The organism is Cyclonatronum proteinivorum, assembly GCF_003353065.1.
In the GTDB taxonomy this organism is placed as follows: domain Bacteria; phylum Bacteroidota; class Rhodothermia; order Balneolales; family Cyclonatronaceae; genus Cyclonatronum; species Cyclonatronum proteinivorum.
This window is the reverse complement of record NZ_CP027806.1, coordinates 2764951-2787222: the sequence shown is the minus strand read 5'-3', so window position 1 is coordinate 2787222 and position 22272 is coordinate 2764951. Positions and strand designations below refer to the sequence as shown.

Annotated in this window: 15 protein-coding genes and 1 tRNA gene; 10 read left to right on the top strand and 6 right to left on the bottom strand. The window is 53.6% G+C overall.

Annotation, left to right across the window (positions count from 1 at the left end):
* Positions 1 to 193 precede the first annotated feature (193 nt).
* From CYPRO_RS10620 to CYPRO_RS10590, 7 genes are all read left to right on the top strand, one after another.
* Positions 194 to 2683, top strand: coding sequence for a TonB-dependent receptor (locus CYPRO_RS10620; protein WP_164682713.1), 2490 nt, complete (start codon positions 194 to 196; stop codon positions 2681 to 2683).
* 8 nt (positions 2684 to 2691) lie between these two features.
* The gene (locus tag CYPRO_RS10615) at positions 2692 to 5601 is read left to right on the top strand and encodes a fibronectin type III domain-containing protein (RefSeq protein WP_114984592.1); all 2910 of its coding nucleotides are present in this window, start codon (positions 2692 to 2694) and stop codon (positions 5599 to 5601) included.
* A gap of 12 nt (positions 5602 to 5613) precedes the next feature.
* Positions 5614 to 6642 carry a PorV/PorQ family protein gene (locus CYPRO_RS10610; protein ID WP_114984591.1) on the top strand — a complete coding sequence of 343 codons (1029 nt, stop codon included), beginning with the start codon at positions 5614 to 5616 and terminating at the stop codon, positions 6640 to 6642.
* A gap of 17 nt (positions 6643 to 6659) precedes the next feature.
* Positions 6660 to 7898 (top strand): M20/M25/M40 family metallo-hydrolase, encoded by a 1239-nt coding sequence (locus CYPRO_RS10605; RefSeq protein WP_124245592.1) that lies wholly within the window; start codon positions 6660 to 6662, stop codon positions 7896 to 7898.
* Positions 7899 to 7914: 16 nt separating this feature from the next.
* A complete protein-coding gene (locus tag CYPRO_RS10600) occupies positions 7915 to 8820 on the top strand; it encodes a cyanophycinase (protein ID WP_164682711.1) in 906 nt (301 codons plus the stop codon).
* Between the two features lie 57 nt (positions 8821 to 8877).
* Positions 8878 to 9741 (top strand): MurR/RpiR family transcriptional regulator, encoded by an 864-nt coding sequence (locus CYPRO_RS10595; protein WP_114984588.1) that lies wholly within the window; start codon positions 8878 to 8880, stop codon positions 9739 to 9741.
* Between the two features lie 76 nt (positions 9742 to 9817).
* Positions 9818 to 9890, top strand: a tRNA-Met gene (locus tag CYPRO_RS10590).
* 2689 nt (positions 9891 to 12579) lie between these two features.
* On the opposite strand, the gene CYPRO_RS10580 is transcribed toward CYPRO_RS10590, so the two are convergent.
* From CYPRO_RS10580 to CYPRO_RS10555, 6 genes are all read right to left on the bottom strand, one after another.
* Positions 12580 to 13557, bottom strand: a complete 978-nt coding sequence (locus CYPRO_RS10580; RefSeq protein WP_114984586.1) for a hypothetical protein — start codon at positions 13555 to 13557, stop codon at positions 12580 to 12582.
* Positions 13558 to 13570: 13 nt separating this feature from the next.
* A complete protein-coding gene (locus CYPRO_RS10575; RefSeq protein ID WP_114984585.1) occupies positions 13571 to 14317 on the bottom strand; it encodes a M90 family metallopeptidase in 747 nt (248 codons plus the stop codon).
* A gap of 106 nt (positions 14318 to 14423) precedes the next feature.
* Positions 14424 to 15233 (bottom strand): acetolactate decarboxylase, encoded by an 810-nt coding sequence (locus CYPRO_RS10570; protein WP_114984584.1) that lies wholly within the window; start codon positions 15231 to 15233, stop codon positions 14424 to 14426.
* Positions 15234 to 15259: 26 nt separating this feature from the next.
* Positions 15260 to 16900: a replicative DNA helicase gene (gene dnaB, locus CYPRO_RS10565; protein WP_114984583.1), complete on the bottom strand. Its 1641-nt coding sequence runs from the start codon at positions 16898 to 16900 to the stop codon at positions 15260 to 15262.
* Between the two features lie 60 nt (positions 16901 to 16960).
* Complete coding sequence (locus tag CYPRO_RS10560) at positions 16961 to 17839, bottom strand: uracil-DNA glycosylase (RefSeq protein ID WP_114984582.1); 879 nt, start codon at positions 17837 to 17839, stop codon at positions 16961 to 16963.
* 139 nt (positions 17840 to 17978) lie between these two features.
* Positions 17979 to 18821 (bottom strand): 3'(2'),5'-bisphosphate nucleotidase CysQ family protein, encoded by an 843-nt coding sequence (locus CYPRO_RS10555; RefSeq protein WP_114984581.1) that lies wholly within the window; start codon positions 18819 to 18821, stop codon positions 17979 to 17981.
* A gap of 190 nt (positions 18822 to 19011) precedes the next feature.
* Between CYPRO_RS10555 and CYPRO_RS10550 the strand changes: the two genes are divergently transcribed.
* The 3 genes from CYPRO_RS10550 to nadB all read left to right on the top strand — a co-directional run bounded on the left by CYPRO_RS10550 (position 19012) and on the right by nadB (position 22270).
* A complete protein-coding gene (locus CYPRO_RS10550) occupies positions 19012 to 19236 on the top strand; it encodes a hypothetical protein (protein ID WP_114984580.1) in 225 nt (74 codons plus the stop codon).
* A gap of 198 nt (positions 19237 to 19434) precedes the next feature.
* A protein-coding gene (prfB, locus tag CYPRO_RS10545) for a peptide chain release factor 2 (RefSeq protein WP_240644734.1) occupies positions 19435 to 20560 on the top strand; the annotation gives its coding sequence in 2 pieces (ribosomal slippage) (positions 19435 to 19515 and positions 19517 to 20560; 1125 coding nt in all).
* 129 nt (positions 20561 to 20689) lie between these two features.
* Entirely contained in the window at positions 20690 to 22270 is a 1581-nt protein-coding gene (gene nadB / locus CYPRO_RS10540; protein WP_114984578.1) for an L-aspartate oxidase, read from the top strand.
* Positions 22271 to 22272: the final 2 nt, after the last annotated feature.

Sequence of the window (22272 nt, the reverse complement as noted above, 5' to 3'; positions counted from 1 at the left end):
TGGACTGACCGATACAAACCGAACCGCCGGTCGCTTTTGACCGGCGGCGCGGTTTGATCCGCCAACATTAATCCGGAAGTCCCATGTATTCAGCGGCTTAGGGTCTTCCTTTTCGGGACTGTATGTCAGCCCGTTTTTTTGCGGGTGCACGTCTGCCCGAATGCTTTTGCTCTGTTTTCATCATCTCCTGCCCATGAAACGCATTATTTTTCTGAGCCTGTTCCTGGTTTTCGCTGCGGGCGCGGAGCTCGCTTTTGCCGATAAAATCGCCGGGCGAATTACCGACGCACAAACCGGTGAAACGCTCATCGGCGCCAATGTCTTCATTCTTGAATCCGCACAGGGGGCTTCAACCAATCTCAAAGGGGAGTTCATCATCCTGAACGTGCGCCCCGGCACCTACACCCTGCGCGTGACCTACATCGGCTATCAGACACAAATTATTCAGGAAGTTGTGGTCCGGACCGATCTCACCACAACCGTTGACGTACAGCTTTCGCCCGACGGCGGCCTGACCGGTGATGAAGTTGTTGTTGTTGCCGAACAGCCGCTCATTCGCCGGGATGAAACGGCAACGCGACAGTCCGTTTCCGGCGATCAGATCAAAGATCTGCCCGTGCAGAATTTTGCGGATGTCGTCGCCCTGCAAAGCGGGGTCGTTTCTGCGGGACGCCGTTCATTCAACATCCGCGGCGGCCGTTCCAACGAAGTCGCCTTCATGATTGACGGCGTGATGGTGCGCGACCCGGTCAGCGGCTCGGTTGCGACCAACCTGGGCAATGACATCATCGAAGAGCTCACGCTCCTTTCGGGCACCTTCAATGCCGAGTACGGCAATGCGATGTCGGGCGTGATCAACATCACAACGCGTGAAGGCGGCAACACCTTCCGCGGATTGGCGGAAGTGAACCAAAGCTTCGGCTTCATCAACGAACAGGCCGATACGCTGTTCGGGCGCCCCGCGAGCAATCTGTACAGCTTCCGGCTGGATGGCCCCATCCTGCGCGATCGCCTTAGTTTCCTGATTTCAGCGGAACACTACGACGAAACCCCCTTTACGCCTTTCGGCTACGACAACGGCTACAATGCCTTCGGGAAGCTGACCTGGCGGCCTGTTCCCGGCACCAAGCTGAACTTTTCGGGCCGTTACTCGCAGGAAAACTGGCAGACCTATCGTCACGCGTACAAGTACATTCCGGAAAGCTGGAATATTCAGGAATCGGAAAGTTTTCAGGGGATGGTGCAGCTCACGCAGGCGCTGGGCAGCCGCGCGGCGCTGAATGCGACCGTCAGCTATTTCCGGCAGGACTTTTTCCGCGGCCTCCGAAAACCAGTCGAAGACTACCTGCAGACGGTCACTTTCCGAAACCCGACTTTTGTGGGTGAGTTCTACGCTTCGGCCAACCCGACCTCCCGTGAAGAAACCACAACGAGTACCTTTAATTTCCGTTCCGACCTGATCTGGGCCCCGAACAACACGCACGAAATCAAGGCCGGGGTACAGTTTCAGCAATTCAACATTGATTGGTTTGAGATCATCAACATTCAGGCCGTGCAGCCCTACATCACGGATGTCAGCGGTCAGCGGCCCTATGAAGGGGCGGTTTTCATTCAGGATAAAATTGAGCAAGACAATTTCGTGCTCAACATCGGGCTGCGCTTCGATTTCGCGAATCAGCGGAGCAACTTCCGCGCTGACCCGCTGCGTCCGGAGTCGGAAGTCAGTTCGAGTCCGATTTATCAGCTGAGTCCGCGTATCGGGATTTCGCACCCGATTTCGGCGAGCTCCATCCTGCGCTTCAGCTACGGCCGCTTCTTTCAGAACCCGGATTACCGCTTCATCTACGAGAACAACTTCTACGAATTCGGCACCCGTGAGCCGCTGTTCGGCTCTCCTGATCTCGACGCGCAGCGCACAACCGCCTACGAATTCGGCCTCATCCATCAGTTTTCGGAGCGGGCCGCCGTCACGCTTTCGGCCTATTATAAAGACATCCGCGGCCTGATCGGCACCGAGTACGTGGCACAGGGACAGCTCGTGAACGGGCGTCCGGCCTTCACCTCGTACTCATTTTTTGTGAATGAAGCCTACGCCAACGTTCGCGGCTTTGAGCTCAGCGCCGACCTGCGCCTCACCCGCAACCTCGATGTGCTCGGCTCCTACACCTACTCCATCGCGAAGGGCAGCGCGAGTTCCGAGCTCGAAGGCTTCCCGCGCCGCATTGAAGATACCCGCCTCTATTTCCTCAATTTCGATCAGCGGCACCTTCTGAATGTACGCGCCAACCTGAGCTTCGGCGAAAATGATGGTCCGCAGTTTTTCAACCTCCGACCGCTGGCCAACACCAACCTCGGGCTGGTCATCAGCGGGGCATCGGGTTTCCCGTACACGCCAACGGGCCGCGATATCGGCTTCGTGGAGCGCAACAGCGAGCGGCAGCCCTTCACCTACAACATCGACCTGTTCGCAAGCCGCAGCTTCACCCTTGCGGGGTCACAGCAAATTTCGCTCTTCGCCAACGTCACCAATCTGTTGAACCGCCGCAACGTGCGAAACGTGTACACCGACACCGGACGCCCCGATGAGTTCACCCTTCGTCCGCAGTCGGAAGAGTGGATTCTGAACCCGAGCAACTGGTATCCGCCCCGCACTACCAACTTTGGCCTACGCTATACATTTTGATCAAGCTTATGAAATCATTTCAGTTACCATCAGGAAAACGCAGGGATGATGTACCCTGTGTCCTGAACCAGGTCCGTGCTTATTCCCGCCTTGTTTTTTTTCGGGGGATGATGGCTGCCTTGCTTTTCCTGTTTCTTCAGCCGAATCCGGTCACCGGTCAGGCCCAGCCGGGGGCAGCCGTTCAGGACGCCCGTGCTCAGGCCAAAAATCCGGGCGGTAACGGAAGCGGTAACGAAGCCGCTGGTGCCAAAGGCGGAGCCGGACTCATGGGCATTGAAGACCGCGGCTTCACGACGCACAACCGCAGCAACATCGGCATGTTCCTCGAAAACCGCGGCAAGCTGTACGCCCGCTCAAGTGCCATCGGCGTTTCGGGCGAATTCCCCATCAACTCCGAACAAGAGTACATCTATCAGCTCAACCCGGTCGTGCTCTTTCCCGGCAACGTGATTCAGGGCCGGGATACCGCCAATGAAGAGTGGGAAGCCGAGTTCGGTTTCAACAATCCGGAAAGTGTGCGGGTCGCGACTTCAACCGATCCTTCAACCTGGCCCTCCCGCGGCTGGCCTGTGCAGGATGATGACGGCAATCCCATCATCATCTCCGATCAGGATACCTTTGCGGCCTACAACGACAGCCTGAACCGGGAACAGATTCTGCAAATCAGCGTGTATCAGACCGGTTATTCTTTTTCCTCGCCGCTTATACGCGACGCCGTCATTTACACTTTCGATGTCGTCAATCATTCCAACAACACCTATGAAGACATGTATTTCGGCATGTACAGCGATTTCGACATCGGCAACCGGGCTGGCACGGACTACGCCGGTTACCTCAACGACCGCATGGGGCTGGATGAAGACTTGGATTTTTTCTACTACTTCGATAACGGCTTCTCGCCGGACTGGGGCGGCCCGACCGGTCACTTTGGCCTGACCTGGATTTCCACGCCCGAAGTGAACGGGCAGCGGCTCGGCATGACCGATCTGCACTACAACCTCTGGCAGGATACCCCCTTGCTCGACGAAAACCCGGATTGGTTTTACGGCGTGTGGACCTCCAACTACGACATGGTGCCGGAAGAACTCTGGCCGCAGTTCTTCCATCCGGTTGAGCCAGGACGCCGCATTTCTGACGTCAGCCTGATTCCCGAAACCGGCATGGATCTGGTGAACAACTCCTCATCCGGACCCTACACCATCGCACCGGGTGATACCCTAACCTTTGTGCTCGCGGTCGTCGCAGGCCCGGATTACGCAGGTATCCGGCAGACCGTAGAAAACGTCCATCAGTCCTTTGCCAACGACTGGCTCCTGCCTTCTCCGCCCCCAAGACCCAAGCTCCGTGCCTACGCCGACCAAAACAGCGTAACCCTCACCTGGGACAACCGCTCCGAAATGACGCCCGACCCTTTCACCGGCGAATTCGACTTTCAGGGCTACCGCCTGTACCGCTCCATAGATCAGGGCCGAAGCTGGGATCAGATTGACCGAAACCGAAATCCGAACGTCGGTTCCGATCCTGTGCCCATCGCAGTTTTTGATCTGGATGATGAAGACGGCATTCAGTATTCCTTCACGGATGATACGGTGCGGGAAGGCTTCACCTACTGGTACAGCCTGGTAGCCTACGACCGCGGCCTGCCCGACCTGGGCTCGCTTTCCACGCCCATTGGCAGCAACGAAGATGAAATCAACATCGCGGTCATTACGCCCCGAACCGTAGCCGGCGACTGGCTCGGTTCACAGGTACGCCTCGCGGATCACGTGCAGGGCGCCGCGACCGATTCCGTTTTTCTGCGCGTCCTCGATCCGCTTGACCTCGATTTCGGTGAATACGACATCACCTTTGGCCGCATGGGTCAGCCCGAAACGACCATCCTCACCGAAGTCATTTCCGAACCGCTTGATCCCGCGCTCACCCCGCCAACGACCTTCACCGTGAGCTGGAGCGCAGCGGACGTATTCTCCGTCCGCAACGACGCGGCAGGGCGGAACCGGATCCGGAATGAAGCCTACGTGCCGGGGCAGCGCTACGAAATCGAAGAAGACCACATTGCCTTCACCTTCATCGAAGGCTCCGATGATCCCGATTTGCGCCCGCAGGCCGGCGACGTACTCCGCATCATTCCGGCCCTGCAGGTTACAAGCCGCAGTACCGGAGACGTTGTGCTGCCAAAGCGTCCTTATCTGCGGGACCGCGAATTCGTGACAAGCGACGGGGTAGGCCTCACCCTGCGGCACAATCCCTTCCGCATCACCCGCTCAAGTAGCCGCCTTTCGCTGAATATTGCGGACGCAAGTTTTGGCGCCCTCCTCAGCCAAACCTACACCGGGGAGATCCGCGCTGTTGAAGCCGATAGTATTGAAGTGCGCATCACCCGTGCAAGCAACAATCAGCAAAGCACACACCGCATCGAAAACGGCGGCCTCATCAGCCTTACCCGCTTTTCCTTCACCCTCACCCTTGACTTTGACGGCATTCAGCCGCAGTCGCTGGTTGGGGCGACCTTCAGCATAGAAACAACCCCCGTACGCTTCCCAACCGAAAACGACTTGTTCCGCTATGAAAAAGACGCGGGCACGGTACGGACTGACGCGAGTGAAGATATCCTCTCGCGCATCAACGTCGTGCCGAATCCCTATCTGGTCAGCAATGCCTGGGAGCCGGACGTGAGCCTGACCCGCCGTGAACCGGAACGCCTCATCCGCTTCCGCAACCTGCCCAATGAAGCGACCATCCACATTTTCACCATGGCAGGGGAGCGCATCAAAACGCTGCAAAAAAGCGATTCATCCGGCGAGATCGGCTGGAACCTGCGTACGGAAGCGGGCCGCGAAATAGCGCCCGGCGTGTATATCTACCTCGTCCGGTCCAACGTGGGCGAACACATCAGCCGCTTTGCGGTCATCAAATAGGAGTAAACAGCCATGATGAATACATTGAAACCAAGCTTGCTGTTCACCGCCTTACTGATGTTGTTTTGGACAGACCCCGCCTTTTCGCAGTCTGTGAATGCCGGTACGAGCGGCGCGCAGTTTCTCAAAATCAACGCCGGCGCACGGGCTGAAGCCATGGGCGGCGCCTTCGCGGGCAGCGCCAACGACGCAACCGCCGTTTTCTGGAACCCGGCAGGTCTCGCGCAAATTGAGCGGGGCTCGGTCAGCTTCACCAACATTCCGTGGTGGGCTGATGTGGAAATCAATCAGTTTGCGGCCGCGCTCAATGCAGGAAATCTTGGGGTGTTTGGCCTGAGCGTGGTCAGCCTCAGCGTGCCCGAACAGGAAATCACGACGGTCGATCAGCCGGCCGGTACCGGCCGCTTTTTTGACGCAGGCGATCTGATGGTCGGCCTTTCCTATGCCCGGAAGCTGTTGCCGCAGTTTTCGGTGGGCATCTCGGCTAAATATGTGAATCAGCGCATCTGGAATCAGCGGGCAAGTGCCGTCGCCTTCGATATTGGCACGCAATACAACTTCGGCTACCGCAACCTCACCCTCGGCATGACGGTCAGCAATTTCGGCCCCGACATGCAGTACAGCGGCTCGGACCTCGCCTTCTTCATACCCGACCGCAACGACCCCTCCGAAGCTCCCGGTCGTCGTCCGCTGGCGAGTCTCGAAACCCTCGGCTTCCCGCTGCCCCTGCATTTTCAGGTTGGTGCAGCCATAGACGCCTTCGATAGCCGCTACTTGCTGTGGCGCCTCGCGGCCGACCTCAAAAACCCGAGCGACAATTATGAAATGATTAGTTTTGGCACCGAGTTTGAATTCCGGCTGGAGTTTGCAAGCGTGTTTGGCCGGGGCGGCTACACCTTTAACAACCCCGATCAGAAGTGGTCGGTTGGAACCGGCCTGATGATTGACCTCAGCGGATACAATATTTTCGTAGATTATTCCTGGTCGGAGCATGAGTATTTGCCCGGCATTCAGCGGCTGAGTGTCGCTTTGTCTTTTTAATTTTAGGAGATAGTTGTTTGAAACCTATAGATGAGATGTTAGGGCAGGCGGCTTTGGCTGAAGCATTGGCGCCCGACCGTTATGACGAATTACAGGGACTGATAGAACTTTTTAGCCGGTTTGCGACCATCAGCGGCGTGACCGGTAAAGAGCGGCCCGTTGCGCTGGAAGTGAAGCAATACGTGAAATCCTATCCGCTTCAGGTTTTCGAAGATGAAGCCGGTACGTCTTTCGGCGGCAGTCAGGGAAACCTGATTCTGGTACCCGATCAGCACAACCCTGACGCGCCTGCGCTTGCCTTTCTGGCGCATCTCGACACGGTCCGCGATACCGGAAAAACGCATGTGCTGGTGAAAGAAGGCCGCATCACTTCAGCGGGTAATACGCAGCTTGGCGCCGACAACCGCTGGGGTCTTACCTTGCTGCTCCGGTTGATTGACCTGTATTTCGAGTTGCCCGAAGAAGCGCGGCCTAACATTATTTTTGTGTGCACGGTCGGCGAAGAAGCCGGCATGCTGGGTGCCAAACAGCTCGACCTGAAGCCCTGGAATGTGGAAATGGCCATGGTTCTCGATTCGGCCCTGCGTCCCGGCGCGTACATCGAAAGCTGTGCGGGGATGAGCCTTTTTGAAGCCGAATTTACCGGCCGTGCCGCACACTCTGCAGTCCGGCCTTCCGACGGACTGAACGCCATAGCCATGGCGGCTGAAGCCCTTTCCGTTATATTCATGCAGCCGCTGCCGAAAGGCGTGACCGCGAATGTGGGCGGCATCAGCGGGGGCGACCTTACGGTTTCGAACGTGATTCCTGCGGGCTGCCGCTTCAACGGGGAAGTCAGGGCGGTGAAGGGCAACTTGCTCAAAGCCGTGCTGGAGAGCTGGGAAGCCATCTGTCGCTCCGTCGCAGAAAAATCCGGTGGCAGTCTCTATTTTGAAGTCACGCCCGATTTCGCGCCCTATCAGCACGAAGCTGACAGCCCGCACGTATGCTTTGTCCGTAACGCCCTTGCTCAGGCCGGTCTCGAAGCGGTCGGGGTCACCTATTCCGGCGGCAGCGACGCAAATGCGCTCGCGGAAGCGGGGATACCCGCCGTAAATCTGGGCATAGGCGCCCAAAAACCACATGCCGACGAAGAGTTTGTGCTTCTTGAAGACATGCTTGCAGGCATGGACATGATCCGCGCATTGCTCGCACAGGCAAGCCAACGATTTAAGGCACAGTCGCCATCATCCGAAACCCAACATATCCATGAATAGCCTGAAAACATTTATTTTGATTGTACTATCTGGGATGATGAGCGCAATGCTCGTATCCTGTTCCGGTAGCTCAGACCAGCCATCAGCCCTTGAAGAACTTTCCGTTTTTTCATCTCAGGGCCATCTCGTGATGATAGGCGGCGGGCCGCGTCCTGCGGAAATTATGGAGCTGATTGTGAGCCTGAGTCCGGATTCAACCTTTATCGTGGTTCCCATGGCTTCCGCCATTGCCGATACGATTGGCTGGGAGCACCGGGATATGTTTCTGGGCTACGGGGCGAAATCCGTCGATATTATGATGTTGGAAGATGATGATATCGACCGGCCCGAAATTCTGGAACAGCTCCGTACGGCTTCGGGCATCTGGTTCAGCGGGGGCGATCAGCGTCAGCTTATGCACTATTTCGGCACCGACGCCATGCGGGCTGCGGTGCATGAAGCCTGGCAGAACGGTGCAGTCATTGCGGGCACAAGCGCCGGAACAGCGGTTCAGTCTGCAGTAATGATCACCGGCGATGAGCGGCACGGCGTACGGCAGCCTTTCGGCATCATCCGGCACGAAAACGTAATTACGACACCCGGGCTCGGCTTGCTCCAAAACATGATCGCGGATCAGCACTTCATCCGGCGCAGCCGTCTCAACCGGCTGTTCAATGTGATGTTGGATGAAGGTGTTCCCTTCGCCGCCGGTATCGACGAAGCAACGGCACTCTGGTTCGCAGGCGACGGTATGGTGGAAGTGGTCGGGGAAAGTCAGGTGATTTTGCTGGACGCTTCGGGAGCCGATAGCGGTATTTTTGCAGAAGGCAATCTCGGTGCGCGCGGCATTGTGACGCACATCCTGCCGCCCGGCTCGCGCTTCCGCTGGGACGGAACGCAGGTGCAGGATCTAATTTTACCCATTGACGCAGCGGAGCTGTAAGCCTAAACTTAGGTAGCTGGACCTTCACCATATTTTGGGCCTGCAAACTCCTGATCAATGAATACCGTGAAAGAATACACCGCTGAAGCATTCGTGCGCATGATTGCGTCTGAGTACGAACAACTGCCTAAAAATCAGCGGGCAGTAGCTGATTATGTAGTAAAAAACCTGAATGAAGCGGCTTTTCTTTCGGTCGTAGAAATAGGGGAGCGAAGCGGAGTCTCCAAAGCAACGGTCGTCCGCTTTGCACAGCGGCTCGGGTTCGACGGATTCATGCTGTTTCGAAATGCCCTTCAGGCTTCGGTGCAGAAGCGCTACTCAGAAACCGACCGCTTTAAGCTGATCCGGCATGCGGCAGGCAAATCGGTATTTCAGGTCGCACAACAGGATGTGAGCAACATCAACAAGACCATTGAGAACCTGGATTTGGAAGCTTTCAATAAAGTCGCTGATCTGATAGCGGGCTGCCGCTCTGTCAGCAGCTACGGACTTGGGGTCTCTGCGCTCGTAGCGCAGCTAGCGGCATATTCGCTCTGTCAGGTCGCCATTCGGGCACAGTCGGTAGTAAGCGGACACCTGAGTTTTGAAGAACAGCTGTTGTTTCTGGGGGATGAAGATGTGTTGCTGTGCTTTTCCTTTCCGCCATACTCAGCCCGGACCATTGAAATCGCAGCTATGGCAAATCAAAAAGGAGTAAAAGTGGTAGGCATCACCGACCTGCCGACGGCACCTGTTGCCGAATACAGCGATCATGTACTCGCAGTTGAAAGTGAAAACCTGTTGTTCACCAACAGTATTGCCGCACTTTCTGTTGTCGTGAATGCACTCGTAACCGAAATTGCCGTCCGCAACGAAGACAAAGCCCTGAATTACATCGAAGAAGTAAGTCAGCTCATGAAGCAAAACGGGCATTTCCGGTAGAAACAGGCTTTTTTGAATTCTTCTGAAATAAAGCTTGACATAGGGGGCATTTGACCCCTATATTGTGAATCTACACCGCGGGGTGGAGCAGCTGGTAGCTCGTCGGGCTCATAACCCGAAGGTCGCAGGTTCGAATCCTGTCCCCGCCACTAAACAAGGGCTGATTTTCTTAATTGGAAGTCAGCCCTTTTTGTTTTTGGAGAGGAATCAGCTCGGCGGGCTTCATATACGCTCAATTCCCCTCTTGAGAGGGCATTTTCAGTATGTCGCCGCACAGTATGTCAGTGTGTCATTTTTAGGCTATAATGTTGTTATTACTTGGGATATAAAACTCCCCTCTCGAGAGGGGTGGCCCCGGTAGGAGTTTGTTAGGGTCTGTGGCGCCGGAATTATTTTTACACTCTTTCAGTGCCCCGATGGTGGCGGGACGGGGTGTGGAAATGCTGACCGAAGGCTATGTAGTTCAGTGCAACCCGAATAGTAATGAAAGGAAGGAGCGAGGCGGGTGCGGCTCCCGAAATACATTATCAGCCGTATCCGCAATGGTTGCGCACGATTCGGGACGCAACTCCCGATGATATGCCGCCCTTTCAGGGCTCCATTTGTGTGGGGCCGCAATCCCGGGGTTAGCACCTCGGGCTGTGGTATGTCGCCCTTTCAGGGCTGTGGTTACGTTGTGGTAATTTTTTTTTTGAGCTCATTACAAGTGTGTGATGTTTTTTTTCGTGGCCTTAGGTGCCCGAATTCTGGCTTCCGGTGCGCTCACACCCCGCCCGTTTGCGGGTGGACACATAGGTCCGCCCCTACAACCCGGGCACCCCTCTCGCAGAGGGGAGTTTGGTTCCGTGGCGTTTAAGGACTTTCAAGTCAAAAAAACTATCTAAATAGGGTCACGAAAGGTATTATCACAGCACTTATCAATTCCCATCTCGAGAAAGCCTTTTCAGTATGTCACCTCACAGTATGTCAGTATGTCATTTTGGGGTTATAATATTGATATTATTTGGGATATAAAATTCCCCTCTCGAGAGGGGTGACCCCAGTAGGAATTTGTTAGGGTTGATTAGGCCTGAGTATCCTCCAATCTCATTCAACGCCCCGATAGTGGCGGGACGGGGTGAGACCGAAGGGCGGTCGAAGGCAAAAAGCCAAATTACGGGCACAGCGGCAGTTGGTGGGGTACCCATCGGGCTGGAAACTGATCATTTGCCCGACCACCCGTGCGTGGAAGCGCGGTAATTCAAAACGTGGTGAATCCGAGACGCGATGAATCGCGTCTCTACAATTTCGGATATCAAAATCAAATCCAAGAAACTGAATTTGTTCTCTCAAATACCATCCCACAAAGAACCCGTCATCCCGGAAATGCTGCCATTCGGCGTTTTTTTACCATTAAGAAAAGGCGTGCAGCATTATCCGGGATCTTCCAAGCCTGAACTACCGCAATGCAATAGCTGACCTGGGAAGCCGGAACCACAAAGACCCCGGTCGCCATTGGAGGCCCAACTACCGGCATTGTCTCAGGCCGAAGCTGGCAGATCCCGGATAAGGCCGGCCGCATTGGGGCATTTTTCGGCTTCAGTGTGGGCCTTTCCGGGATGACGGGGTTATGGTATATTTGAGCCAAATCAACCCTCCAAGGGTTTCTAAACCCATGGAGGGTTTCATTTTAGCCCCAATCTTGATCTTGATATTATTTGGGATATAAAACTCCCATCTCGAGAGGGGTGGCCCCGGTAGGAATTTGTTAGGGTTTGTGGTGCCGGAATTATTTTTACACTCTTTCAGTGCCCCGGTGGTGGCGGGACGGGGTGTGGAAATGCTGACCGAAGGCCATGCATTTCAGTGCAGGCTGAGTCGCTATAAAAGGAAGGAGCGAGGCTGGTGCGACTCCGGAAATATATTACCAGCCGTATCCGCAATGGTTGCGCACGAATCGAAACCCACCCCCGAAGATATGCCGCCCTTACAGGGCTCTATTTGTGAGGGGCCGCAATCCCGGGGTTGGCACCCCGGGCTGTGGTATGCCGCCCTTTCAGGGCTGGGTTAGCCTTTGGTAATTCTTTTTTTGAGCTCATTACAAATGCGTGATGTTTTCTATCGTGGCGTAAGGTGCCCGAATTCCGGCTTCCGGGCGGTCACACCCCGCCCGTTTGCAGGCGGACACATAGGATCGCTCCTACAACCCGGGCACCCCTCTCGCAGCGGGGAGTTTGGTTCCGTGGCGTTGCAGGACTCTTAGCCAAAAAAGAAGAAAGAAATTAAGGTATCCGAAGCTATGATTATCACGGGACTTACAAATTCCCCTCTCGAGAAGGCATTTTCAGTATGTCACCGCACAGTATGTCAGTTTGTCGTTTATGAGTTATAATGTTGATATTATTTGGGATATAAAATTCCCCTCTCGAGAGGGGTGGCCCCGGTAGGAATTTGTTAGGGTTGATTAGGCCTGAGTAGCCTCAAATCTCATTCAACGCCCCGATGGTGGCGGGACGGGGTGTGGGAATGCTGACCGAAGGCTTTGTTATTCAGTGCAACCCGAATAGTAATGAAAAGAAGGAGCGAGGCGGGTGCGGCTCCCGAAATACATTATCAGCCGTATCCGCAATGGTTGCGCACGATTCGGGACGCAACTCCCGATGATATGCCGCCCTTTCAGGGCTCCATTTGTGTGGGGCCGCAATCCCGGGGGTGGCACCCCGGGCTGTGGTATTTCGCTCTTTCAGGGCTGTGGTTGCGTTGGCGTAATTATTCTTAGAATCCCCCTATTCGCCGCTACGAGCATTCGTTTTTACAACCAACCCTCCATTATCTGTACCTACAAGCCCTCAGCACACTTTATTCTTTGTCTTTGAGGTGCTTGTAGTGCTCTAAATTGCTCATGTAAATGTTCCGGCTTGCCATTGGGGCGTATGCTTCATAGAATTTTAGGAAAGCATCGTCAAGTCGGGCTTCTCTGAGGAGTTGAAGAATGTTGTTAATTCCGTCGTTTTTTTTGGTGGGTTTAATATTTTGTATCACGCTTTCTACGGCCTTATCGGGTTCGTACAGGTTCAGGTAGCAGAAGAAGATGATGTAACTGAGCGCATTTTTTTCCTGATCCGGGCTTCGGTCTCTGTTGTATTTATCGTTGAGCGGCTTGACCCTATCTTCGCTGAGCTTTTTGTTGCAATATTCGATAGCCATCTCACTGAGCTCCGGATACTTAATCGTTTGGGTGAAGTACTGAAAATTCGACAAGTCTGACATGTAAATCGCATGGTGCGTCTCCGTGAGAATTGTTACTCCGTCCCGGATGTATTCCGGCCAGGAAATAACACCACGCTTCAAATCCATCACAAATTTGAAAAAATCTTCTTTTTCCCGCTTGATGGTTTCAAAAGGGTAAGGCGAGGCCAGTAGGGTATATCGTTCGCACAGGCACAGCAGTATATACAATTTTTGGGCACCCATACCAGATTTGGGGCTTTTGATTCCCGTGCGTTGCAAGGTCTCCAGCTCTTTCAAAAACCGCATGACTTCAAAACGCCAGCCGGAACGCTTTTTCTTCGAAATATACCGGTTGGGTGATCCATAGTAGCCATCCCGCACATCCTGTTCAAAAGTACAGATATCATTATACAGGAAATCCGTATCTATTTCCTGAGCGGGGGCTTTGCGTTTGATATCCCATGAGGCGGGTGATTTAATCAGCGCATCAAGGTTTTTTTCTTCTCTCGTTTTTTTAGGAATCGCTTTGTACAGTTCCTTAATAATCCTGTTCAGGTCTTCATTGGAGTGCGAAGACAATGCGGCTTTCAGTTCTTTAATGGTCATGATAGCATTGGTTTCAGGGAATGGGCTTTTGATTGTAGCAGGTACACATCACATCAAAAAGGGCCTTTGAATCGGAGCGAAGGTGTTGGGGGTAGGTGAAAAAGAGTTCAGAAAGCACGGCGAAAAATTCGTGCAGGTCTTCGGCGCCGTAAGTGTCGACCGAGGGCAGCCGTCCCGGGTTCCGGCTGAAGGTCTCAAATTTGCGCGCTATGATTGCCGCCCAGGGGGTGTCTGCGTTGCCGTTTAGCACACGCTCGACCTCCAGCGAAATTCCCAGCTCATCATCGATCTGATGGGCAAATTCGTGAATCACAAGATTGTCACGTGAAGCCGTTCTGATATGCCGCTCGATTTCATTCCAGGCAAGAACCAGGCTTCCAAACTCCCACGATTCACCGAACCTGCGCTCGTGTCCGCTCGTCACAATACCCGCTTCGTCGTAGTCTTCGACCGGCGCAATATAGGGTTTGGGATAGATGAGAATAGATTGAAGCCCGGGAAAGTAGTCGGAAACATCGCCCGCGAGCATCAGGGCCGCATAGCCGGAAACGATCAGTTTCATCCGTTCGGTAAGGGTGAGACCGCTGCAGCCTTCAAAGGTTTTTTCTTCCATCAGCACCCGGCTTAGACCGCAGATTTTCTGAAAAGCGGGCTCTTTTAGTCCCGCCAGTTCCGGCAGGCTCCGCAGTATGTCCGCCTGATCTTTGGTAAGGCCTTCTTCCATCCAGCGCCCGCGGCGGTTAAACAAAAAACGGAACATGCGGCTGTGTAAACGTGAAGGTTCAGGTTGCTGCGGTGATTTGCGGATAAGGTGTAAAATGTCGGCTGATTAAAAAGCTACCGTTTTCTATCAAAAGACCTGTTTCTCATTCTGCAGGCAGCCATAATGTTGAGCCCGGGCTTAGGGTCAGGTCGTCAACGTGTCCGGAATAGAGCGGTGGCTGTGAGACAAAGTGTAGGTGCATATTTGAACTGTGATGTGTGAAAATGCCATGATGGCTGTCAGAATAAAAGCCAAGGATTTCCGCAGGAATACCAGTCAGTACGCCATGCGGACCCGTGACCATATGTTTTTCATGCGTATGCACGGTATCATCTTCGGGCCAGTCAATCACGTGCCAGGAAAGCTCTGCGACAGTTCCCGTCAGGCCGAATGGGAAAGGTTTTGTCTGGTCAATTCCAAAGTTATTGGCCTGCAAAGCGGTAAAATTTTCAAGTTCAGTAAAGCTTAGAACAGAATCCGGAACTTCAAACCCCTGCCATTTTTCAACTTCGGCCCATACCATAAAAGCGGCAGACTCATTTTCAAGATCTATAAAACGCACTTCATCGGCTACTGCACGTGTGCTGTATGATTCTCCGCGTAAAATCAGAATTTCCCCTTTGAGATCTTCAAATGCGCCAAGCGCATAGATTGTACTGCGCAGCGGGAAATCTTCAAAGTGAAGGTGTGCACTAAGATTATTCTCCCGCATGATGTTGCGTAAGGCACCTTCATAAGTTACGTTTGGCTGCCATTGGCTAAATGCATAGCGTTCACCCGATTGAATTTCAGTATGCTGTTCAAGGTCTTTTTCTTCACTTCCGCATCCTGCCCAAACAAAAATAAAAAGTAAAAACAGGGTTACATATCTAAGGTTAAGAAGGTGTTTTTTATGTCGGTGGCTTGACATCATATGATTTTGATTTGCAGTTCTTTGTACTAAAAAGGGGGATTTTCTCCCGAATCATCCGAAAAGTCGGCCGGCCCGGGCTGATACATTGGGGGGCGCCGGGAAGTTCCGGGTTCCGATGGGCTGACCGCGCCTGCAGTTTCATCATCATCATCGAAGGGGGGTAACGCTGCACTGCTGTTGCCACCGCCCTGATTCCCGTCGCCCTCACTTTCTGCGCTGTCCATGCCGGGTGCATTGTTTTGGTAGGACGCAAAGTTCTCGAAGCGTGCGTATTGCTCCACAAACTGCAGTTTCACGGTGCCAACCGGCCCGTTACGCTGTTTCCCGATAATAACCTCGGCTACGCCTTCGGTGCTGTTGCCTTCATCATCAGTTGTGATGTTGTAGTAGCCCGGACGATAAAGAAAGCAAACTACATCCGCATCCTGTTCAATACTGCCCGATTCCCTAAGGTCGCTCAGCATGGGCCGCTTGTTGCCGCCCCGTGTTTCAACCGCGCGGCTAAGCTGTGACAGCGCGATAACCGGCACATCAAGCTCTTTCGCAAGACTTTTGAGACCGCGGGAAATGGTCGCAATTTCCTGTTCACGGTTGGAGTTGCGGTCATTGGTGTTGCCGCGCATCAGCTGCAGGTAGTCAATGATGATGAGATTGATGTCGTGCTCACTTTTCAGGCGGCGGCATTTGGAACGCAGCTCAAGCACGCTCAGGGCAGGGGTGTCGTCAATGAAAATTTTGGCTTTGAACAAGCGGCTCGCCGCATCAATCAGCAGTTTGAAATCATTGTCCGTGAGCCGGCCGGTTCGGGCATCCTGCGCATTCACGCGGCCTTCCATGGTAAGCAGGCGCTGCACAAGTTGCTGTGAAGACATTTCAAGACTGAAGATCGCAACTGCCGCCCGCTTCTCTTCCACCGGAAACAGCGCGGCATTTCGGGCAATAGTAAGTACAAAAGCAGTTTTTCCCATAGAGGGGCGCGCCGCGATAATTACCATATCCCCCTTCTGCCATCCCGCCGTCCATTTGTCCACGTCGGTGCCGGACGGAATGCCCGTAATCCCGCCTTTTTGCCCGCGGATATCCTCAAGGTGCTGCAGGGTTTTCTTGAGAATATCGCTCATGTTGTTTGACTCAATCCCCCGCTTCGCGTTGGCGAGCTCGTAAATCGAGCGCTCAGCCTTATCCAGCATGTCGTAGGGGTCAGTGCCCGGATCGTAGGATTCCTTCACCACATCGGTGAAGGTGCTGATGATGGTGCGTTTGATGGCTTTTTCAGCCAGAATCTGACAGTGATACTCAATATTTGCCGCCGAGCTGACGGCCCGGGTGAGTTCGCCGAGATAGGCCGGTCCTCCGATTTCTTCCAGCAGCTTGCGGTCGCGCAGCTCGCTTTCCACAGTGATGAGATCGAGCGGATTGCTCTTTTCATAAAGCTCCTGCATGATCTCAAAAACGTGCCGGTGTCCTTTGCGGTAGAAATCTGATGGCTGCAGCAGCTCTATGGCCAGGGTTGCAGCCTCGTGCTCGATAAGCATGCCGCCCAGCACAGCCTGTTCAATTTCGATGGCCTGTGGTGGAAGCACCCCGCCCTCGGGATAGGCAGCCGCGCCATCCTGCCCGCGCGGCGCGGCGTAGTTGCCGGGTGAATTTGCGTAACCGTTACTCATGTATTGATGTGAAAATGCGGAAAAAAAATGAAGCCTCAGCGATGGTTCGGGAGCGGGCGCTTACAGATATGGCGGAAGTTCGGGTTTACACCCCAGCGCGTCGTACCGCTGTCGCAGCGTTTGGACGTCCTCCCAGGTGCCCCGCTTCAGATTCGAATTACGAAGCAGCGCCGCCGGATGATAGGTCACCATCAGCTCCGCACCGCGATAGGGGTAGAAGCTGCCCCGCATATCTTTAAGCGCAGCGGTTGACTGCAGCAGCGTCTGCGCGGAAATAAGCCCGAGACAAAGAATAAGCTTAGGCTGAATCAGGTCTATCTGCCGCTCGAGATAAGGCAAACTGCGGGTGCGTTCATCGGCAGTCGGATTGCGGTTATCCGGCGGACGGTGTTTCAGGATGTTTGCGATATAAATCTGACTCCGGTCAACTTTAATGGCCCCCAGAATCTTTGTGAGCAGATTGCCCGAAGCGCCCACAAAAGGTTCCCCCATCTGATCCTCCTTAGCCCCCGGCGCTTCACCGATCAGCAGCAGGTCGGCTTGCGGGTTTCCCTTGCCAAACACAAGCCGCGTATTTTCAAGATCTGTTTTCAGGATTTCGGCGGCTTCACAAAAAGCCTTTAGTTCTTCAAGCGTTTTGCAGTTTTCCAGAGAAGTAGTCAAGTCGGGTTGGGTTTGGTTTTTATCGATGGATGGTTCCGGAGCCTGATCATGCGTTTGCGGCATGGCCTGCGCTTTGTTTTGTTGCTCTCCCTGAATCTGCGTTTGCGGCTGTTGCTGCGACGCGGAAGGAGCAGGCTTTGCGGCTTCAGCTGACGCGGTGGCCTTTTTGGGTCGCGGCACCTCTCCGATGGGGGCATAGACCTCTTCCTGAAGTTTCAGAAAAGCCTCAGCTTTTGCCAGCAGCGCTTGGGGATCGTTGGCAGCTTGATCAGACATGTGGTTGCGTGTAAATAGTTGATTTATATGCGATATTTCGGACATCATCAGCCCGAAGGCGAAGCCGTAAGATAGGACGCTTACCCCGTTTCTGAAAAACATTTAAGGCGGGTCTGTCGAATCGCAGAACAGCTGCGTCCTAACGCTCTTCCGTCTCAAAGGTCTGCCGAATTTCATAGAGAGACGCTATGAAGGTGTCGGGCGTATTGGGCGGCAGGCAGTAATAAAAGGTTGTGGTCCACTTCCCGTCATTAAACAGAAGCGGCGCCTGCCCGTTTGGTGGCGTGCCGCTGTGCTGAAATCCGGCGGCAGCCATAATGGCAGCGGGAGCCACGAGATCCCAGTAGGCCGTAGTGCGGTAGCTCACAAAGCCTTCAGACTTGCCGAAGAGCGGACCCACCATATCAACCATGCCCGGCAGGTAGCGGGCCCGCGTAATGCCGAGTCCTTTTACCTGTTCCCGAAGTTCAGCAATGTAGCTTTTGATGAAAATCCGGCTCTCCTGACTCCAGGCCGGCATCTTTGCTTCAAGCGGTTCAGGGGAAGTGTCTCCGGTTATGCTTTTCGCGCCATGTCCGGTCCAGCCGTAAATAAGGCGGTCTGTTTTGGGATGATAGTGCAGGCCAAGCACCGGCTGTCCTTCGCAGCTGAGCCCCGCAAGCACGTAGTAATCAGAACCCCCTTTCACAAAGGAACTTGTCCCGTCGATGGGGTCAAGGTACCACACAAGCTTACTGCCCGCAGGGTATTCTTTTCGCTCATCTTCTTCCCCTATAATTACATCCTCCGGAAAAAGCGTGCTGATTTCATGCTTAAGAAATTCGTTAGCCCATTCATCTGCCCGCGTTACCGGACTCCCGTCACTTTTATAGGTCACGGTCGCCTGATTCATTTTGCGCATGTGGGTGACATGCTGTCCCGCTTTTCGGATAAGCGGCTGAAGTTTAGTAAACCGGTGTTGAAGCTCGTCTGAAGAAATCAAAAGAATGGCGATTAAGAAAGTTTGTCCGGAAGAAGGCAGGGAAAATGACCTTAGAAACGGTTCACCAAACGCTGCGTCCTTAATTATAGTTATATTAAAAAGCAGACGGTGGAATACCGTAGCCTGCCTGTTTGAAACTACAGGCTGAAGATACAAATAATCAGAAACGTAATTTAATCCCGAGAAAGCTATGGAAAATAAAGTCAGCGAAACCGTAAACAGTGTGCTTGATAAGACCGGCTATGATGAGAAAATTAAAGCGCTCTCCGATGAAAAGGAAAGACTCGAACGCGAGCTGTATAAAGAATACCGCAATGCCCGACGCTATGTGCGAACCAACCCGGAGCAGGGCGTAGGATTTGCCGTTCTTGGTGGCGTAGTGCTCGGATTTCTTGTAGCAAAATTGTTCGATTAAGCCGCAACAGCTATTTGATGAAGATTCCACGGCTGAATCAAGCCAATGAATCCTTCCCGTAACAAATGAAAGCGGACTTTGGAGTCAGTACTCTAAAGCCGCTTTCTTTTTTTGTATCTTGAACCCGTTTTCGGTGCGGTCGCGGTCAGGCCCGATAGCGCCATACTTAATCATCTTAATCAGAACCATTCAGTTTTCATGTCTACAAAAGAACTTAACTATACCACCGACTACATCAGAAAGCAGTTCGCGCGCTTAGACGAACTGAGGAGGTATCTTTGACTACGATCAACGAACCCTCCGCATCGCAGAAATAGAGCAGAATACGCAGGCACCCGATTTTTGGGATGATCCCGATAAAGCGCAGCAGGTGATGAAATCCCTCAATTTCGAAAAATCATGGATTCAGGCCTGGGACGCCCTCAACGAAAAGCGCGAGAATATCGGCGTATACCGCGAAATGCTGGATGAAGGCGAACCCGTTGCCGATGAAATCAATGCGGAAATTAAGGCGCTGACAGACGGTATTGACGAGCTGGAATTCCGTAATATGCTGCAGCATGAAGACGACCGGCGCGACGCCCTGATTACCATCAACCCCGGAGCAGGCGGTACCGAGAGTCAGGATTGGGCCAACATGCTCTATCGCATGTACTCGCGCTGGGCCGACCGGTCTGGATTCTCCGTCTCGACGGTAGAATATCAGCACGGGGATGTGGCAGGCATCAAGAGTGCATCTATCGAAGTAAAAGGGGAATTTGCCTACGGCTACCTGAAAGCCGAAAACGGCGTGCACCGCCTCGTGCGCATCTCGCCTTTTGATTCCAACGCCCGAAGACACACCTCGTTTTGTTCGGTTTTCATCTATCCGATCATTGATGATGAAATCGAAATCGACCTGAATCCCGCTGATATTGAGCTGCAGCGCTTTCACTCCTCCGGTGCGGGCGGTCAGAATGTGAACAAGGTGGAAACCGGTGTTCGCCTGATCTGGACCGGCAAGCTCAGTGATGGCAGCGAAGAGCGGGTAGTGGCTGAGTGTCAGCAGGAGCGGAGTCAGCTGCAAAACCGGGAAAAGGCCATGCAGCTTCTCAAATCACGTATTTACACCCTCGAGAAAGAAATTAAAGACGCACAGCGCAGTGCGCTTGAGGGTACGAAAAAAGCCAATGAGTGGGGCTCGCAGATTCGTTCGTACGTCATGCATCCCTACAATATGGTGAAAGATCACCGCACCAATCACGAAACTTCAAATGTGGACGCGGTGATGGAAGGCGAGCTTGATGACTTCATCAAAGCTTTCCTTATGAGTGAATCGAATTAGAACACTTTCAGCGGAAGTCCGGTACCGGCAACAGTCTGCCGCTGACCGGATTTCCGCTTCCTTTTTTTAGCGCCTTTTTGGAAGCAGGAGGATTGTTTCCGGGGTGCACATTCAAACCATTGGGCGATCATGAAACAGTTTGATTATTTGGTGATAGGCAGCGGCAGCGCCGGACTTTCTTTTGCGCTTGAAGTAGCCGGCTCGGGTACGGTAGGCATCATCACTAAAAAAGAGCGCGCTGAATCGAATACGAATTATGCGCAGGGCGGTATTGCGAGCGTGCTCGACGCTGCCGACAGCTACGACAAGCATGTGGAAGATACGCTCATTGCCGGCGCCGGCATGTGCGACCGCGAAGTTGTTGCCGAGATCGTGAAAAGCGGTCCGGCAACCATCCGCAAGCTGATCGCAATGGGAGCGGCATTCACGCGGAAAGAAGGCGAGCTGCATCTGGTTCGGGAAGGCGGGCACAGCCACAACCGCATCATTCACGCCGACGACATGACGGGTCGTGAAATTGAGCGCGTCCTTCTTGCCAAAGCTGATGAACATCCCAACATCACCATACTCGAACATCACTTTGCTGTAGAGCTTATCACCGAGCATCATCTTGGCATACAGGTTACCAAGTATGTCGAAAAAAACTGTTTCGGGGCCTATGTGCTGGATACGGAAACGGATCGGGTTGAGCGCGTGCTGGCAAAAGTGACCTTGCTGGCAACAGGCGGTGCAGGTCAGGTGTACCTGCACACGACCAATCCTGAGATTGCGACCGGTGACGGTGTTGCGATGGCCTACCGGGCCAAGGCCCGGGTTTCGAATATGGAGTTCATTCAGTTTCACCCGACTTCTCTCTGGCACCCGGACGCTGATTCCTTTCTGATATCTGAAGCCGTTCGCGGGCATGGTGCCATTCTCCGAAACACAGATGGCGAAGCTTTCATGGAGCGCTACGATTCCCGCAAAGAGCTTGCCCCGCGGGATATTGTTGCCCGTGCGATCGACGATCAGCTAAAAAAACGGGGGGATGAATATGTTTTGCTGGATGTCCGACATTTGGGCAGGGATGAGCTAAAGGCTACCTTTCCGAACATTTACAGCAAATGTCTTGAGCACAACATGGATATGGCAACCGATCTCATCCCAATTGTGCCTGCGGCGCACTATATGTGCGGAGGCGTGTGGACCGACATAAACGGGCAGACGACCATCAACAAGCTTTTTGCAGCGGGTGAGGTGGCCTGCACCGGGCTTCATGGGGCGAACCGTCTGGCTTCCAACAGTTTGCTGGAAGCGCTCGTCGTAGCGGAAAAAGCTGCCCGCGTGGCGCCTGATGTTATGCGACAAACCGAATTCCGCACGGATATACCCCAATGGGATGATTCCGGCACCTTCGATACGGAAGAATGGGTGCTCGTATCACACGACAAGCGCGAGCTGCAGCAGGTGATGACCGACTACGTGGGTATTGTGCGAAGTGATCTGCGTCTGCGGCGGGCCTTCAGCCGTACCAAACTCCTGCATCAGGAAGTCGAAGCTTTTTATAAAAAATCGAAGGTGAGTGTGCCGGTTTGTCAGCTTCGCAATATGATTGCGGTTGCTTATCTCATCATCCGATCGGCCATGCTTCGCAAAGAAAGCCGCGGACTGCACTTTACGACAGATTACCCGAACACAAGTGATGTCATTGAGCATCACAATATTTTATAGCG

Excerpts from the sequence above, each read along its gene's own strand:
- CYPRO_RS10620 (WP_164682713.1), top strand. The coding sequence starts at position 194 with ATGAAACGCATTATTTTTCTGAGCCTGTTCCTGGTTTTCGCTGCGGGC.
- CYPRO_RS10615 (WP_114984592.1), top strand. The coding sequence starts at position 2,692 with ATGAAATCATTTCAGTTACCATCAGGAAAACGCAGGGATGATGTACCC.
- CYPRO_RS10610 (WP_114984591.1), top strand. The coding sequence starts at position 5,614 with ATGATGAATACATTGAAACCAAGCTTGCTGTTCACCGCCTTACTGATG.
- CYPRO_RS10595 (WP_114984588.1), top strand. The coding sequence starts at position 8,878 with ATGAATACCGTGAAAGAATACACCGCTGAAGCATTCGTGCGCATGATT.
- CYPRO_RS10580 (WP_114984586.1), bottom strand. The coding sequence starts at position 13,557 with ATGACCATTAAAGAACTGAAAGCCGCATTGTCTTCGCACTCCAATGAA.
- CYPRO_RS10575 (WP_114984585.1), bottom strand. The coding sequence starts at position 14,317 with ATGTTCCGTTTTTTGTTTAACCGCCGCGGGCGCTGGATGGAAGAAGGC.
- CYPRO_RS10570 (WP_114984584.1), bottom strand. The coding sequence starts at position 15,233 with ATGATGTCAAGCCACCGACATAAAAAACACCTTCTTAACCTTAGATAT.
- dnaB (WP_114984583.1), bottom strand. The coding sequence starts at position 16,900 with ATGAGTAACGGTTACGCAAATTCACCCGGCAACTACGCCGCGCCGCGC.
- CYPRO_RS10560 (WP_114984582.1), bottom strand. The coding sequence starts at position 17,839 with ATGTCTGATCAAGCTGCCAACGATCCCCAAGCGCTGCTGGCAAAAGCT.
- CYPRO_RS10550 (WP_114984580.1), top strand. The coding sequence starts at position 19,012 with ATGGAAAATAAAGTCAGCGAAACCGTAAACAGTGTGCTTGATAAGACC.
- nadB (WP_114984578.1), top strand. The coding sequence starts at position 20,690 with ATGAAACAGTTTGATTATTTGGTGATAGGCAGCGGCAGCGCCGGACTT.